The 13,297-nt window shown below is 73.3% G+C and carries 18 protein-coding genes and 1 riboswitch; of the genes, 10 read left to right on the top strand and 8 right to left on the bottom strand.

The genetic code is table 11. From position 1 onward, the window contains the following. Positions 1-34 precede the first annotated feature (34 nt). The 6 genes from ACOV8S_RS11350 to ACOV8S_RS11325 all read right to left on the bottom strand — a co-directional run bounded on the left by ACOV8S_RS11350 (position 35) and on the right by ACOV8S_RS11325 (position 4,945). Positions 35-892 carry a hypothetical protein gene (locus ACOV8S_RS11350; RefSeq protein WP_448317654.1) on the bottom strand — a complete coding sequence of 286 codons (858 nt, stop codon included), beginning with the start codon at positions 890-892 and terminating at the stop codon, positions 35-37. A gap of 40 nt (positions 893-932) precedes the next feature. After that, the gene (metF, locus tag ACOV8S_RS11345; RefSeq protein WP_448317653.1) at positions 933-1,871 is read right to left on the bottom strand and encodes a methylenetetrahydrofolate reductase [NAD(P)H]; all 939 of its coding nucleotides are present in this window, start codon (positions 1,869-1,871) and stop codon (positions 933-935) included. A 108-nt stretch (positions 1,872-1,979) separates the two neighbouring features. Next, positions 1,980-2,603: a thiamine phosphate synthase gene (gene thiE / locus ACOV8S_RS11340; RefSeq protein ID WP_448317918.1), complete on the bottom strand. Its 624-nt coding sequence runs from the start codon at positions 2,601-2,603 to the stop codon at positions 1,980-1,982. A 251-nt stretch (positions 2,604-2,854) separates the two neighbouring features. Beyond that, positions 2,855-3,220, bottom strand: a complete 366-nt coding sequence (locus tag ACOV8S_RS11335) for an Rv2175c family DNA-binding protein (protein ID WP_351114371.1) — start codon at positions 3,218-3,220, stop codon at positions 2,855-2,857. Positions 3,221-3,329: 109 nt separating this feature from the next. Further along, positions 3,330-4,562, bottom strand: a complete 1,233-nt coding sequence (locus ACOV8S_RS11330) for an NAD(P)/FAD-dependent oxidoreductase (protein ID WP_448317652.1) — start codon at positions 4,560-4,562, stop codon at positions 3,330-3,332. 8 nt (positions 4,563-4,570) lie between these two features. Then, positions 4,571-4,945: a hypothetical protein gene (locus ACOV8S_RS11325; protein ID WP_448317651.1), complete on the bottom strand. Its 375-nt coding sequence runs from the start codon at positions 4,943-4,945 to the stop codon at positions 4,571-4,573. Positions 4,946-4,994: 49 nt separating this feature from the next. After that, positions 4,995-5,106: riboswitch (TPP riboswitch) on the top strand. On the opposite strand from ACOV8S_RS11325, the gene thiO reads away from it, so the two are divergent. The 9 genes from thiO (at position 5,103) to ACOV8S_RS11280 (ending at position 11,181) form a co-directional block, all read left to right on the top strand. After that, positions 5,103-6,380 (top strand): glycine oxidase ThiO, encoded by a 1,278-nt coding sequence (gene thiO, locus ACOV8S_RS11320; RefSeq protein WP_448317650.1) that lies wholly within the window; start codon positions 5,103-5,105, stop codon positions 6,378-6,380. Its footprint overlaps the riboswitch before it by 4 nt. Next, positions 6,377-6,589: a sulfur carrier protein ThiS gene (gene thiS, locus ACOV8S_RS11315; protein ID WP_448317649.1), complete on the top strand. Its 213-nt coding sequence runs from the start codon at positions 6,377-6,379 to the stop codon at positions 6,587-6,589. Before thiO ends, thiS begins: the two co-directional genes overlap by 4 nt. A gap of 76 nt (positions 6,590-6,665) precedes the next feature. Continuing rightward, on the top strand, positions 6,666-7,445 hold the full coding sequence (locus ACOV8S_RS11310) for a thiazole synthase (RefSeq protein ID WP_448317917.1): 780 nt from the start codon (positions 6,666-6,668) through the stop codon (positions 7,443-7,445). 72 nt (positions 7,446-7,517) lie between these two features. Further along, positions 7,518-9,461 (top strand): Stk1 family PASTA domain-containing Ser/Thr kinase, encoded by a 1,944-nt coding sequence (gene pknB / locus ACOV8S_RS11305; RefSeq protein WP_448317648.1) that lies wholly within the window; start codon positions 7,518-7,520, stop codon positions 9,459-9,461. Between the two features lie 8 nt (positions 9,462-9,469). Beyond that, positions 9,470-9,676 carry a hypothetical protein gene (locus tag ACOV8S_RS11300; protein ID WP_448317647.1) on the top strand — a complete coding sequence of 69 codons (207 nt, stop codon included), beginning with the start codon at positions 9,470-9,472 and terminating at the stop codon, positions 9,674-9,676. 40 nt (positions 9,677-9,716) lie between these two features. Continuing rightward, the gene (locus ACOV8S_RS11295) at positions 9,717-9,986 is read left to right on the top strand and encodes a hypothetical protein (RefSeq protein ID WP_448317646.1); all 270 of its coding nucleotides are present in this window, start codon (positions 9,717-9,719) and stop codon (positions 9,984-9,986) included. Next, positions 9,983-10,420, top strand: coding sequence for a type II toxin-antitoxin system VapC family toxin (locus ACOV8S_RS11290; protein ID WP_448317645.1), 438 nt, complete (start codon positions 9,983-9,985; stop codon positions 10,418-10,420). The genes ACOV8S_RS11295 and ACOV8S_RS11290 overlap by 4 nt, the downstream gene beginning before the upstream one ends. A 57-nt stretch (positions 10,421-10,477) precedes the next feature. Then, complete coding sequence (locus tag ACOV8S_RS11285; RefSeq protein ID WP_448317644.1) at positions 10,478-10,702, top strand: hypothetical protein; 225 nt, start codon at positions 10,478-10,480, stop codon at positions 10,700-10,702. 122 nt (positions 10,703-10,824) lie between these two features. Next, positions 10,825-11,181 carry a hypothetical protein gene (locus ACOV8S_RS11280; RefSeq protein WP_448317643.1) on the top strand — a complete coding sequence of 119 codons (357 nt, stop codon included), beginning with the start codon at positions 10,825-10,827 and terminating at the stop codon, positions 11,179-11,181. A 26-nt stretch (positions 11,182-11,207) separates the two neighbouring features. Here the strand turns inward: ACOV8S_RS11280 and ACOV8S_RS11275 are convergent, their stop codons facing one another. After that, the gene (locus ACOV8S_RS11275) at positions 11,208-11,471 is read right to left on the bottom strand and encodes a hypothetical protein (protein ID WP_448317642.1); all 264 of its coding nucleotides are present in this window, start codon (positions 11,469-11,471) and stop codon (positions 11,208-11,210) included. Between the two features lie 187 nt (positions 11,472-11,658). Continuing rightward, positions 11,659-12,591 carry an extracellular catalytic domain type 1 short-chain-length polyhydroxyalkanoate depolymerase gene (locus ACOV8S_RS11270; RefSeq protein ID WP_448317641.1) on the bottom strand — a complete coding sequence of 311 codons (933 nt, stop codon included), beginning with the start codon at positions 12,589-12,591 and terminating at the stop codon, positions 11,659-11,661. A gap of 409 nt (positions 12,592-13,000) precedes the next feature. Between ACOV8S_RS11270 and ACOV8S_RS11265 the strand changes: the two genes are divergently transcribed. Continuing rightward, positions 13,001-13,297 (top strand): TIM barrel protein (locus tag ACOV8S_RS11265; RefSeq protein WP_448317640.1); only part of this gene is annotated, 297 nt, incomplete at its 3' end.

Genomic DNA, 13,297 nt, shown 5'->3' with positions numbered 1-13,297 from the left:
GGCGGGGGCCGGCCCTCGGCCGTGGACGACCTGCTCAGTACCGGTACTGCTCGTCGTACCCGTACGGGTACGGCTGCTGCTGCGGTTGCTGCGGCTGCTCGGTCCCGTACGGGTCCTCGGCGCCCCGCTGCTGCGGGACCCAGACTCCGCCGGGCGGCGTGGTGTCGGTGTAGCCGCTGTACGACGTCGCGTCGTACCCGCCCTGCTGCTGCTCGTAGCCCTGCTGCTGGCCGCCGTACGTGGTGTCGTATCCGTACTGGCCGCCCTGCGTGGCGTAGGGGTCCGCGTAGGCCTGGTACTGCTGCTGGTCGTATCCGGTACCGGCGTAGGTGTCGTAGGCGCCGTACCCCTGCCCGTCGGCTCCGGCGGACGCGGCGGCGGGGTACGCCCCGGTGTCGTAACCGGAGTTGTCGTAGACGCCGTACGAGCCGGTGTCCTCCTGCGCCGTCTGCGACGGGTACGCGGTGGCGCCGGCGGCGGCCTGGTAGTCGTCCACGGAGGGCGCGGCCGGCTGCTCGTCGTCCTGCCCGCCGCGGAGTCCGCCACGGTCACCGCGTTCGTCACGGTCACCGTGCTCGTCGCGGTCCGCGCCCTCGGACTCCTCCCACTCCTCGTCGTCCCGGCCGGCCCGTCGGCGGGCGGCGGGCAGGGCCCAGCCCTGCGAGAAGCCGCTGCGGAACGACAGCGTGACGAAGGTCTGCCCCACCGCGAAGGCGAGCGCGCCCAGGCCGATCAGCGCGACGGACGCGGCCAGCACACCGATCACGACGCCGAGGAAGCCGGCGAACGCCAGCACGCGCCACCGCAGTTTGGCCTTGTACTGCAGCAACACCTCGCCCAGCAGCCACAGTGCGACGATGCCGAACGCGATGTAGAGGACCGTCCAGCCCATGTAACGCCCCTCTCCCTAGGAACGGGGCGGTCTGACGGACTCAGACGCTCCCGGTCCAACCCCGCACCGGGTGGTGCAGGCCCAGGTTTTCGTAGATCTCCAGCGTGGCCGTGGAGTTGTTGAGCGTGATGAAGTGCAGTCCGGGCACACCCTCGGACAGCAGCCGCGCGCAGAACTCCGTGGCGAACTCGATTCCCAGGGAGCGTACAGCGGCCGGATCGTCTTTGGCTGTGAGGATCCGCTCTTTCAGCCGGGCGGGAATCACGGCGTTGCTCAGAGTCGGCAGCCTCTCCAGCATACGGACACTGGTGACCGGAAGCACCTCGGGGATGATGGGCGTCTCGCAGCCGGCCTCCGCCACCTTGTCGCGGAACCGCAGGTACGACTCGGGCTGGAAGAACATCTGGGTGATGGCGTAGTCCGCCCCCGCACGGCACTTGTCGGTGAAGTGCCGGACCTCCGTCTCCCAGTCGGGAGAGCGCGGATGCAGTTCGGGGAAGGCCGCCACACCTACACAGAAATCCCCCGACTCCTTGATGAGTTCGACGAGTTCGGCGGCGTAGTGCAGGCCCTTGGGGTGCGCGACCCACTCGCCCATCGGGTCGCCGGGCGGGTCGCCGCGCAGCGCCAGCATGTTGCGGATCCCCGCGTCGGCGAACTGGCCGATGATGTTGCGCAGTTCGGAGACCGAGTGGTCGACGGCGGTCAGGTGCGCGACCGGGGTGAGCGTGGTGTCGGAGACGATCTGCTCGGTCTCCTTGACCGTCCCCGCGCGGGTGGACCCGCCGGCGCCGTAGGTCACCGACACGAAGTCGGGCGCGACGGCCTCGACCCGGCGGAGCGCGCTCCACAGGTTCCGCTCGCCCTTCTCCGTCCGGGGCGCGGAGAACTCGAACGAGACGGTCTGCTGCCCGGAGGCGAGCATGTCACGCACGGTGCGCGCGCGGTCCGTCCGGGTTGACGCGGTTCCTAGGGCCATACTTCGCAGGTTAGCCAGGCCGCGGCCCCTGTCCCAAAGTCTGTCCGCTCCCCGGACAGCCGCGCCGCCCCGGTGGTGCAGGTCACCGCGCCGCCCCGGCGGCGCAGGTCAGCGGTCGCGCAGGCGGGCGGCGAGTTCCGCGGTGGCGGCGGCCGGGTCGGGGGCCTCGGTGATCGCCCGGACCACGACGACGCGGCGGGCCCCGGCGTCCAGCACCTCGTCGAGGGTGGTGAGGTCGATGCCGCCGATGGCGAACCAGGGCCGCTCCACGCCCAGCGCGGCGACCTTGCGGACCGCGTCGAGCCCGGCGGCCGGGCGCCCCGGCTTGGTGGGGGTGGGCCAGCAGGGGCCGACGCAGAAGTAGTCGACGCCCTCCTGGGCGGCGGCGGCCTCCGCCTCGGCCACCGAGTGCGTGGAGCGGCCGATCAGGACGGCCGGGCCGAGGATCGCGCGGGCGGCCGGCACCGGGAGGTCGCCCTGGCCCAGGTGGAGCACGTCGGCGCCGGCGGCGTGGGCGACGTCGGCGCGGTCGTTGACGGCGAGCAGCTTGCCGTGGCGGGCGCAGGCCTCGGCCACGGTGCGCAGGTGCTCGAGCTCCTCGGCGGCCTCCAGGCCCTTGTCGCGCAGCTGCACGATGTCCACCCCTGCGGGCAGCACGGCGTCGAGGAACTCGGCGAGGTCGCCGCGGTCGCGGCGGGCGTCGGTGCACAGGTAGAGGCGGGCGGCGGCCAGCCGGGCACGGGCGTCGGCGGCGGTGGCGGTGGCGCGGTCCGCCGCGGTGGCGGCGGCGCGGCCCTCCGTGGCGGTGGCGCTGAGGTCGGTGGCGGTCTCGGGCACGGTGCGGTCCCCCCGGATCGTGGTGGTGGAGGCGCCCGGTTCCGCGGAACGGCGGACGGGGCGCGGTGCTGTGCGGCCGCCCCACCCGGGGGCGGCACTGGAACGGCCGCCCCCGGGTGGGGGCGGCCGTCGGTGGTGCGTAGGTGTCAGACGGCGAGCGCCTGGGCGCGGCGCTTCACCTCCGTGCCACGGTTCTCGCTGAGGGCCTGGGCGGGAGTGCCCGGCAGGGACTCGTCAGGGGTGAAGAGCCACTCCAGCATCTCCTCGTCGGTGAAGCCGTCGTCCCGCAGCAGCGTCAGCAGGCCGGTGAGGCCCTTGACCACCTTGTCCCCGTCGATGAAGGCGGCGGGGACGTACAGCGCGCGGTTCTCACCACGGCGTACGGCGATCAGCTGGCCTTCCTTCACCAGCTGCCGCACCCGCGTCACCTCGACGTCCAGCTTCTCGGCGATGTCGGGGAGGGTGAGCCACTCGGGAACGAGAGCTTCGATCTTCGCGTCAATCTCGGTCACAGGACCAAGCGTGCCATCCGGGACCGGGAGGGGGAAGTCGGGCCCCCTCCCGCGTGGTCCGTCCGTGGCACCCGCATGCCCGCGCGCCCCTCGGCGGCGGGCGGCGCCGTCAGCGGCGGGCGGCGGCCTTCAGCGGCCGGGCCGGGTCGCGGACCAGGTCCGGGTCGACCGTGGCGCCGGACTCGATCAGCTTGCGGCCCTGGGTGAGGTCGCGGGGCCGGCCCACGGCCAGCAGGGCGACGAGCCGCCCCTCGCGCAGCCAGCACACGCTCCACGCCGGGTCCTCGGGCGCGCCGCGCCACAGCGTCGTGTCCGCCGACTCGTGGTGGCCGGCGTACTGCACGAACCGTCCGAACTGCTCGGACCAGAAGTACGGCACCGGGTCGTAGGGAGCGGCGGGCGTCTCGCCGAGGATGCCCTCGGCCACCGTGCGGGCGCCCTGCAGGGCGTTGTCCCAGTGGTGGATCAGCAGCCGCTCGCCGTAGCGGGCGGAGGGGAAGGAGGCGCAGTCCCCGACCGCGTAGACGTCGGGCGCGGAGGCCCGCAGCCGCGCGTCGGCGAGCACCTCGCCCTGCGGCCCCAGCTCCACCGCGCCCGCCAGCCAGGCGGTGGCGGGCCGTGCGCCGATGCCGACGACCACCGCGTCCGCCTCGAGGCGCCGGCCGTCGGCGAGGAGCACCGCACCGGGCTCCACCCGCTCGACCCGGGCGCCGGTGTGCAGGGTGGCGCCGCTCTCGGTGTACCACTCGCCCATCGGCCGGGCGATCTCCGCGGGCAGCGCCCCGGAGAGCGGGCGTCCGGCGGCCTCGACCACGGTCACCTCGCAGCCGGCCGCCCGGGCGGCGGTGGTGAACTCGGCGCCGATCCATCCGGCGCCGACCACGACCACGGAGTCGTGGCGCTCCAGCACCGGGCGCAGCCGCAGGGCGTCGTCGAGGTTGTGCAGGACGTGCACGCCCTCGGCGCCCTCGGTGCCGGGCAGCCGGACCGGGTGGGCGCCGGTGGCGGCGACCAGCACGTCGTAGCCGACGGGCCCCTGGTCGGTGTCGACCTCCTTGTCGGCGACGCGCACCCCGGTGACCTCGCAGCCCAGCCGCAGGTCGATGTCGAGTCCGGCGAAGTCGACGTCGAAGGCCGCGGCGCCGTCGCCCTCGGCCCCGCCGAGCAGGACGCCCTTGGAGAGCGGGGGGCGGTCGTACGGGGGGTGCGGTTCCGCGCCGATCAGCGTCACCGGGCCGGTGAAGCCCTGTTCGCGCAGCGCCTCCGCCGTCCGGACCCCGGCCATGCCGGCGCCGGCGACGACCACCCGTCGTGCGGCCCGTTCCCGCCTCTGATCGTTCACGCCCTCGTTCACTCCCTCACCATAGACATCGGCCGGCCGGACTCCGGACGGATCTCCTCCACGACACTGGTGCCGCTGCCCGGCCGGGACTCCCACTGCCAGGTCTCCTCCAGGCGGACGCGTCCGTCGGACAGCTCGACGATCCGCGAGAGGCAGTGCCCGGAAGCGGTGGCGCCGTCCACGGTCAGCTGGACGTACCGGAAGTCGACGCGGTCCTCCTCGCGGGTTCCGACCAGGTACCCGCGGGCGATGTCGCCACCCTGATAGGTGGCCCACACCTGGCCCTCGCTCTCGTGGTAGCGGAAGCGGGTGGCGGAACCGACCTGGCCGGGGTCCTGGTCGTGCACGGGGGCCATCAGCAGGCCGTCGAGGGAGCGGGGCACGGGTGACTCTCTTTCAGCGTCTCGGGGGCAGGGGCTAGGGTGGCGACGGTAGGACACCCGCGGGAGCCCGGACGCACCGGGCTGAGAGGGAGGCTGACGGCCTCCGACCGTACGAACCTGATCCGGGTCATTCCGGCGAAGGGAGGAGCTGGACGCCATGACGTCCGACGTACTGGTGGTGGGCGGCGGCATCATCGGCCTGGTGACCGCCTGGCGGGCCGCGGGCCGCGGCGGCGCCGTCGCGGTGGTGGATCCGGAGCCGGGTGGCGGGGCGGCCAGGGTGGCCGCCGGAATGCTGGCCGCGGTCACCGAACACCATCACGGCGAGCAGGAGTTGCTCGCCCTCAACCTCGAGTCGGCCCGCCGCTGGCCCGCGTTCGCCGAGGAGCTCGCCGAGGCGTCCGGGACGGACGTGGGCTACCGGCCCTCGGGCACCCTCGCGGTCGCCCTGGACTCCGACGACCGGGCCGAGCTGCGGGAGCTGCACGACCTGCACCGGCTGCACGGGCTGTCCTCGGAGTGGCTGTCCGGGCGGGAGTGCCGCCGGCTGGAGCCGATGCTGGCGCCGGGTGTGCGCGGCGGGCTGCGGGTGGACGGCGACCACCAGGCCGACCCGCGGCTGCTGGCCTCCGCGCTGCGGGTGGCCTGCGAGCGGGCCGGGGTGGTCTTCCACCGGCAGCGGGCGGTCCGGCTGCGGGTCTCGGGCGCCCGGGCCGAGGGCGTGGTCCTGGAGGACGGAACCGCCCTGTCCGCCGGGCGGGTGGTGCTGGCCGCCGGGAGCCTCAGCGGTGAGCTGGACGGGGTGCCCGAGGAGGTCCGGCCGCCGGTGCGGCCGGTGAAGGGGCAGGTGCTGCGGCTGGCGGTGCCGCCGGTGTACGCGCCGTTCCTGTCGCGGACGGTGCGCGCGGTGGTGCGCGGCAGCGCGGTGTACCTGGTGCCGCGGGAGAACGGCGAGCTGGTGGTGGGGGCGACCAGCGAGGAGCTGGGCTTCGACACGACGGTCACCGCGGGCGGCGTGTACACGCTGCTGCGCGACGCCCGCGAACTGCTGCCCGGCATCACCGAGTTGCCGCTGACCGAGACCCTGGCGGGACTGCGGCCGGGTTCCCCCGACAACGCGCCGCTGCTGGGCCCCACCGGGCTGGAGGGCCTGCTGCTGGCCACCGGCCACTACCGCAACGGGGTGCTGCTCACCCCGGTCACCGGGGACCTCATGGCCCAGACGCTCGCCACCGGGGAGCTGCCGGAGCGGGCCCGCGCCTTCGCGGCGGATCGTTTCGCCACCGCCGCGGGACGGGCGGGCGCGTGGTGTCCGCCCGACCCCGGCGAGGGGGCCGCGGCAGACGGAGGGGCCGCGGCACGCGAAGGGGCCCCGGCACGCGAGAGCGCCGCGTCGTCCGACAGGGCCGCGGCGGGCAAGGAGGTCGCGGCATGAGCACGCCGATCACCGTCCGGGTCAACGGCAGCCCCCGGCAGCTGGCCGCCGGGACCGCGCTGGACTCCGTCGTCGCACTGCTGACCCCGGCCCGGTCCGGTGTGGCCGCGGCCGTCAACGAGACGGTGGTGCCGCGCGACCGGTGGGCCGGCACACCGCTCGCCGACGGCGACCGGGTCGAGGTCCTCACCGCCGTGCAGGGAGGCTGACGTGCGCGCACCGACGGAGCGGGGCACCGCCCCGCAGGACCCGCACACCCCGCGCACCCCGCACGACGACGACCCGCTGCTGCTGGGCGACCTGAAGCTCACATCCCGCCTGATCATGGGCACCGGCGGCGCGAGCGGTCTCGACGCGCTGGAGCGTGCCCTGGTGGCCTCCGGCACCGAGCTGACCACGGTGGCGATGCGCCGGGTGAATCCCGCGAGCCACGGTTCGGTGCTCTCCCTCCTCCAGCGGCTCGGCGTCCGCGTGCTGCCGAACACGGCCGGCTGCTTCACCGCGGGCGAGGCGGTGCTCACCGCCCGGCTCGCCCGGGAGGCGCTGGGCACCTCGCTGGTGAAGCTGGAGGTGATCGCCGACGAGCGCACCCTCCTCCCGGACCCGGTGGAGCTGCTGGAGGCCGCCGAGACCCTGGTCGACGACGGGTTCACGGTGCTCCCCTACACCAGCGACGACCCGGTGCTGGCCCGGCGTCTCGAGGACGTCGGCTGCGCCGCGGTGATGCCGCTGGGCTCGCCGATCGGCTCCGGCCTCGGCATCCGCAACCCGCACAACTTCGAACTGATGGTGGAGGCGGCCGGCGTCCCGGTGATCCTCGACGCCGGCGCGGGCACCGCCTCCGACGTGACCTTCGCCATGGAGCTGGGCTGCGCCGGTGTGATGCTCGCCTCGGCGGTGACCAGGGCGCGGGACCCGGAGCGGATGGCGCGGGCGATGCGGCTCGGGGTGGAGGCGGGGCGGCTGGCCCGCCTGGCCGGACGGATTCCGCAGCGACGTTTCGCCAGGGCCTCGTCCCCGGCGGAGGGCCTGGCCGAGCTCGATCCGGAGCGCCCGGCCTTCTGAGGAGGCGCGCGGCCGGGGTTCCGCTTCCGCCGGACGGCTCCGGCCCCCGCGCGCCCCTCGTAGACTCCCTGCGTGGACACGACCCTTCAGGACCCGCTCCTCGGCCGCGTGCTCGACGGCCGCTACCGGGTCGACGCGCGGATCGCGGTCGGCGGCATGGCGACCGTCTACCGCGCGCTGGACACCCGCCTCGACCGCGTGCTCGCCCTCAAGGTGATGCACCCGGCGCTGGCGCACGACGCCGCCTTCGTCGACCGGTTCATCCGTGAGGCGAAGTCGGTGGCCCGTCTCGCGCACCCCAACGTGGTGCAGGTCTTCGACCAGGGGACCGACGGGGGGTACGTGTACCTGGCGATGGAGTACGTCGCCGGCTGCACCCTGCGCGACGTGCTGCGGGAGCGGGGCGCGCTGCAGCCGCGGGCAGCGCTGGACATCCTGGAGCCGGTGCTGGCCGCCCTCGGGGCCGCCCACCGGGCGGGGTTCGTGCACCGTGACATGAAGCCGGAGAACGTCCTGATAGGGGACGACGGCCGGGTGAAGGTCGCCGACTTCGGCCTGGTCAGGGCGGTGGACACGGTCACCGACACCACCGGTTCGGTGATGGGCACCGTCTCCTACCTGGCTCCCGAGCAGATCGAGCAGGGCACCGTGGACCCCCGGGTCGACGTCTACGCCTGCGGCATCGTGCTCCACGAGATGCTGACCGGGGCCAAGCCGCACCGCGGGGACTCCCCCGCGCAGGTGCTCTTCCGCCACCTCAACGAGGACGTCCCACCGCCGTCGGCCCTCGTCCCGGGCCTGGCCGGCCCGCTGGACGAGCTGGTCGTCACAGCCGCCGCGCGCGCTGCCGCGGACCGCCCGTCCACGGCGGCGGAGCTGCTGGCCCAGGTGCTGGCGGCCCGCGCGACGCTGTCCGCGGCGCAGCTGGACGCCGTGCCGCCGGGCGCCCGCGCCGAGGAGCACGACCGTTCCGCGGACCGCACCTCGGTGCTGTCCCGCCCGGTGATGCCGCGCCCGCTCCCGGTGAACGAGGACGACGAGGCCACCGCCGTCGTCGAGCGCACCACCCGGCTCGGCTCCGCGGGCCTGCCGCCCTCCGGCGCGCGCGGACGGGGTCGCGGTCGTGGGCCGAGCCGGCGGGGACCGCTGGCCCTGATCCTGGGCCTCCTGCTGCTCGTCGGCGTGGGCGGCGGCGTCTGGTACATCAACTCGGGTCAGTTCACCGAGGTCCCCCCGCTCCTCGCCAAGACCGAGGCGCAGGCCCGTGACCGGCTCTCCGAGGCCGGCCTGGAGGTCGGCGACGTCTCCCGCCGGTTCAGCGACACCGTCGAGCGCGGCACCGTGATCTCCACCGACCCCGGTGTCGGCGAGCGGGTCCGCGGCGGGGGCCCGGTCTCCCTCGTCATCTCCTCCGGCCCCGAGGTGGTGAAGGTCCCCTCCGTGGAGGGCCGCCCCCTCGACCAGGCCCGCGAGGCGCTGAAGGACCAGGGCCTCAAGCCGGGCATGGTGACCCGCGCGTTCAGCGAGAGCATCCCGCGCGGCTCGGTCATCTCCACCGAGCCGGAGGCCGGCACGGAACGCCGCGCCGGCACGGCGGTCGCCCTGGTCGTCAGCAAGGGCGCCCCGGTGGACGTCCCCGACGTCACGGGGTCCGAGCTCGACGAGGCCCGGACGGAGCTGGAGGCGGCCGGCCTGAAGGTCCGCATCGATCCGGAGGAGATCCACTCCCCCCACGAGCGCGGCCAGGTCGCCCGCCAGTCCCCCGAGCCCGGCGGCCGCGCCGGCGAGGGCGACACGATCACCCTCACCCTCTCCAAGGGCCCCGAGATGATCGAGGTCCCCGACGTCACGGGCATGTCCGCCGACGAGGCCACGGCCGAGCTGAAGGACGCGGGCTTCGAGGTCGACAAGGACCGCGGCCTCTTCGGCCTGTTCGGCGACACGGTCGACTCCCAGTCCCCCTCCGCCGGCGACAAGGCCCCCAAGGGCTCCACGGTCACCGTCAAGATCCGCTGACGGGCGGCATGGCGACCGTCACGCCGCCGGAAGAGCCGAGCGAGGCCAGTACCGGCGGCGTGAGCCGTGCCACGGAGCAACACCGGGGGCCGGACCGGCTCGGCGAGCTCGTTGACTGGCTGGAGACGGAGTACGGCCCCGTCACCGAACAGGAACTGGCAGCCGCCGAGACCGAGCGCCAGGAGATCGAACGCGCTCATACGGCGTTGGAGTGATACCCCGGCGACGTTGGTACAGGATATGTACCATTGAGGCATGGCACTGAAGCGCACAAACGTCTATGCCGAGGACAGCGATCTGGAGCTGATCAAGGAGGCCGCCGCCCGGATCGGGAAGCCCGAGGCCGAAATAATCCGTGAGGGCATCCACCGCATCGCTCTCGCCTACCGGGTATGGGAAGAGCCGTTCGTCACCGACGAGGAGACCTACGATCTCGGCGGCCCCGTCACCGCCGAGGACATCCGCGACGCCGTGGTCCACGGGCACGAGTCAAGGGAACGGCGCAACACGAAGGACCCCTCGTGATCGCCGTCGCCGACACCTCCGGCCTGCTGACGCTCTTTAATCGCTCCGATCCGGCCCACCTGGCGACCAGGAAGGCCGTCGACGAATGCGCTCTGCTCGTCGCCACGCCCTTGGCCCTCACCGAGGTGCATCAGGTGGCCACCAGCCGTGCGGGCCGACGAGCGGCGGACGGCATTCTCCGCTCACTGATCGCCCGGACACGTCAACTACGCCTCGTCCTCGTCCCGCCCACCGCCGACATGCTCGACGCCGCGCTGGCGGTCCGTGCCCGGTACTCGGCACTGGACCTCGACCTCGTGGACGCCGTCAACGTCGCCCTGGCCGCCGAGTACGGCACGGATGCCGTCGTCACCCGCGACATCCGCGATTTCCGTACGGTCCGGCCGCTGGACGGCCGGTACACCCACTTCCGCGTCCTCCCCGACGACCTCTGAAGCGCTCCCGGCCCTGTGCCGGTCGACTCGGGGTGCGACGACGACATCGCCGTCACCGTGCCTTCCGGTCATTCGACGGCCGCACATCCGCAAGCTACTCGAAGGTACCGGGGCAGCGCCGAGTCCGGCTTCATCCGCAGCGCCGACGAGGCCGTCGACCGCTTCCACCAGCACGTCATCACCCACCTCGACCCCCACCTCGACCCCCGCCCCGCCACCCGCCGACGCCGGACCCCGGAGGGCGCAGACGCCGGCCTTGGCCCCGTCGGCCTGAACGTCTGACGGCCGCTACGCGAAGCGCTTCCGCAAGATCACGATGCCCCAATAGCATTGCGTCTTCTCGAAGGTTGAACTTTTGCCGATCTTCCCGTTCAGACCTTCACTACTCGAGGGGGGACCTCTCCATGTCCGACAGCACCACGCCTCCCGGCACCCCACCACCCGCCGCTCCTGTCCCATCAGATGTCGCCTACATCGCCATACGCTCCCCCTGGGACGTCGCCAAGTCCCGGGGAGATGTGGGGGGTTGGCTAGGCCTATTCGGTATCTTCGTCGCCATATCGGTGGTACTGGCCATCGTCGCGAGCAACACCGCGCCCGACTGCCCCTTCATGGATTCCTGCGTCGAAGAGATCGCCGAAACCACGGGCGAGGCCACCCTGGCCTGGGCCTGGTCGACACTGACCGGTACCGCGGCGTTCCTCTTTCTGGGCATAGCCCTGTGGCGCTGGCCAACCGAGTACCACCGCGTCTCGAAGTAACCACCACATCCGACGGCTGGTGCTGTTCAGGACCTGCGTTCCGCGCCCGAGGCATCGCCTCCCCGCAGCGGCGCCGGCACCAGCCGCCCGTACCGCGTGGCCAGCGCCCCCGCAGTCGCCGCGACGAACGCGCCGAGCGCGAGGAACAGGTGCGCCGGCGACTTGTCGACGAGCACCTGGAGGACGCACAAGGCCGTGCCGAGCGGCAGGCCCACGATGGTGAGAACGCTGAGAGTGCCGCTGATCTGCCGACTAAGACCCGGCTCACCGGCCTCGGCCGGCGCGAACAATTCGGCCTCTTGCGGCCCGCGGGGCGGCGGTCCGACAGCACGAGGCAGCCGCAAAGGCACGGCGGCCACAGTCGGCCCCTGGCCGGTTCCCGCAACGCAGCACCATCAGGGCACCTTGCCGTCGAGGTGACCCGGAGGATCCCGACGCGAGGGCGCGTCGAGCCCGGGGCCGCCGCGAGGCCCGGCGTCACCCCTGGGTGTCGCTCCGGTCGAGACCGAGGAATGAGACGGCCATGCTCTCCATGCCGGAGTTCGGGAAGTCGTGCCGCCCGCCTTCGACGCTGATCACCTCAAGGGGCGGCCGCTTGCCGTCGTCGTCGTAGCGGGTGCGGGTCCAGCCCGGCTTCGGCTGGTCGGTGAGCACCGGCTTCGGGCTAACCCCCAGCACGTCGGTCCACTGTTTGATCTCTTCGCCGAGGTTCTTGTGGTTCAGGATGTCGTCCTCGGTGCCGTGCCACAGCTGCACCCGCGGCCGGGCGCCCTGGTAGCCCGGGTACGCGCCACGCACCAGATCACCCCACTTCTGCGGGGTCTCGGTGTGCCGGCCGCTGGAGCACTCCTCCCACCCGTCCGACCCGTGGTCGTCGATGGGGAAGCAGCCGAACGGCACGCCCATGAAGACCGACCCGGCCTGGAAGCGATCGGGGTAGTCGGCCAGGAGCACGTTGGTCATGTTCGCCCCGGACGAGGCTCCGGTGACGTACACCCGCCCGCGATCGGCCCCGTGGCGCTCTTCGGCGTACTTCACCATGGAGGCGATGCTCGTCGGATCGCCGTCGCCGTCGCGCTTCAGCGCCTGCGAGGAGGCCGTGTCGAAACACTGCCCCTCGGAGTTGGCGTCCGGGTAGACGACGAGGAACCCGTACCGGTCGGCCAGCTGGGCGAACGCCGTGCCCGCGTGGAAATCGGGCCCCGAGCCGGTGCACGGGTGGATCGCCACCAGCACCGGCGGATGCGCCCCGGCACTGCGCGGCACGTACGCGTACATGCGCAGGTCGCCCGGGTTCTTCCCGAAGTCGGTCACCTCGGTGAGGGAGGCGGGTTTCCCGCTCGGTTCCGCCGACGCCTGACAGGCGGCGAGCAGGGTGACCACCCCGGCGAACGCCGCCAGCAGGGCCACGCCTCTCCGTGGCTTTCGCCGGACCGTCACGTGGTCGCCCTCTCCTCGTCGGAAACGTCTGGATCGCTGCAGCCGACACACCAGGGCAACAACCCTGCCCCACACGGGAGTCGGCATTCCCCCTCGCCCCAGCCGGCACACCGTCCCGGCCGGGTCATGTGGCGGAGGCGACGAGTAAGGCCATGACGCCCGGTTGCAGATTCTCCCGCGAGGTGGGTCCGCCGATGAGTGCGCCGTCCTCGAACGTCCATCAACGCCGACGAAAGGCCCGGCCTTCTACACCGGCCTGCGCATCGGCGACACCGACCTCGGGCTGGTGGCCATGACGATGTCCCGCGGTGCCGGTGACGGTCCGGGCCGCCAACGGGGCGACGCGAGGGCAGGGCGAGCGCCGTGGCACCCTGGACGGGTGAAGCACGCGTTCCGCAACCCCGTCGGCGGGCACGTTCCCGTCGCCGGCGGCCTCAGCTCCGTCGGCCTGTCCTACGCCCGTGACCTCGGCGCGGAGACCGTACAGGTCTTCGTGGCGAACCCTCGCGGCTGGGCCACCCCCACCGGCAACCCGGCGCAGGACGAGGCGTTCCGCGCCGCGTGCGCGCAGGAGTCGATACCGGCGTACGTCCACGCCCCGTACCTGATCAACTTCGGGTCGCACACCGAGGCGACGGTGGAGCGGTCGGTGGACTCGCTGCGGCACTCCCTGCGG

This window comes from Streptomyces sp. CO7, assembly GCF_053474865.1.
Note: the sequence above shows the minus strand (reverse complement) of the source record. Positions and strands in the feature narration are given on the sequence as shown.

Bases quoted from the DNA above. Each gene is read 5' to 3' on its own strand.
- ACOV8S_RS11295 (WP_448317646.1), top strand. From the start codon at position 9,717: ATGGCACTGAAGCGCACAAACGTCTATGCCGAGGACAGCGATCTGGAG.
- ACOV8S_RS11300 (WP_448317647.1), top strand. From the start codon at position 9,470: ATGGCGACCGTCACGCCGCCGGAAGAGCCGAGCGAGGCCAGTACCGGC.
- ACOV8S_RS11350 (WP_448317654.1), bottom strand. From the start codon at position 892: ATGGGCTGGACGGTCCTCTACATCGCGTTCGGCATCGTCGCACTGTGG.
- thiO (WP_448317650.1), top strand. From the start codon at position 5,103: ATGACGTCCGACGTACTGGTGGTGGGCGGCGGCATCATCGGCCTGGTG.
- ACOV8S_RS11280 (WP_448317643.1), top strand. From the start codon at position 10,825: ATGTCCGACAGCACCACGCCTCCCGGCACCCCACCACCCGCCGCTCCT.
- thiS (WP_448317649.1), top strand. From the start codon at position 6,377: ATGAGCACGCCGATCACCGTCCGGGTCAACGGCAGCCCCCGGCAGCTG.
- metF (WP_448317653.1), bottom strand. From the start codon at position 1,871: ATGGCCCTAGGAACCGCGTCAACCCGGACGGACCGCGCGCGCACCGTG.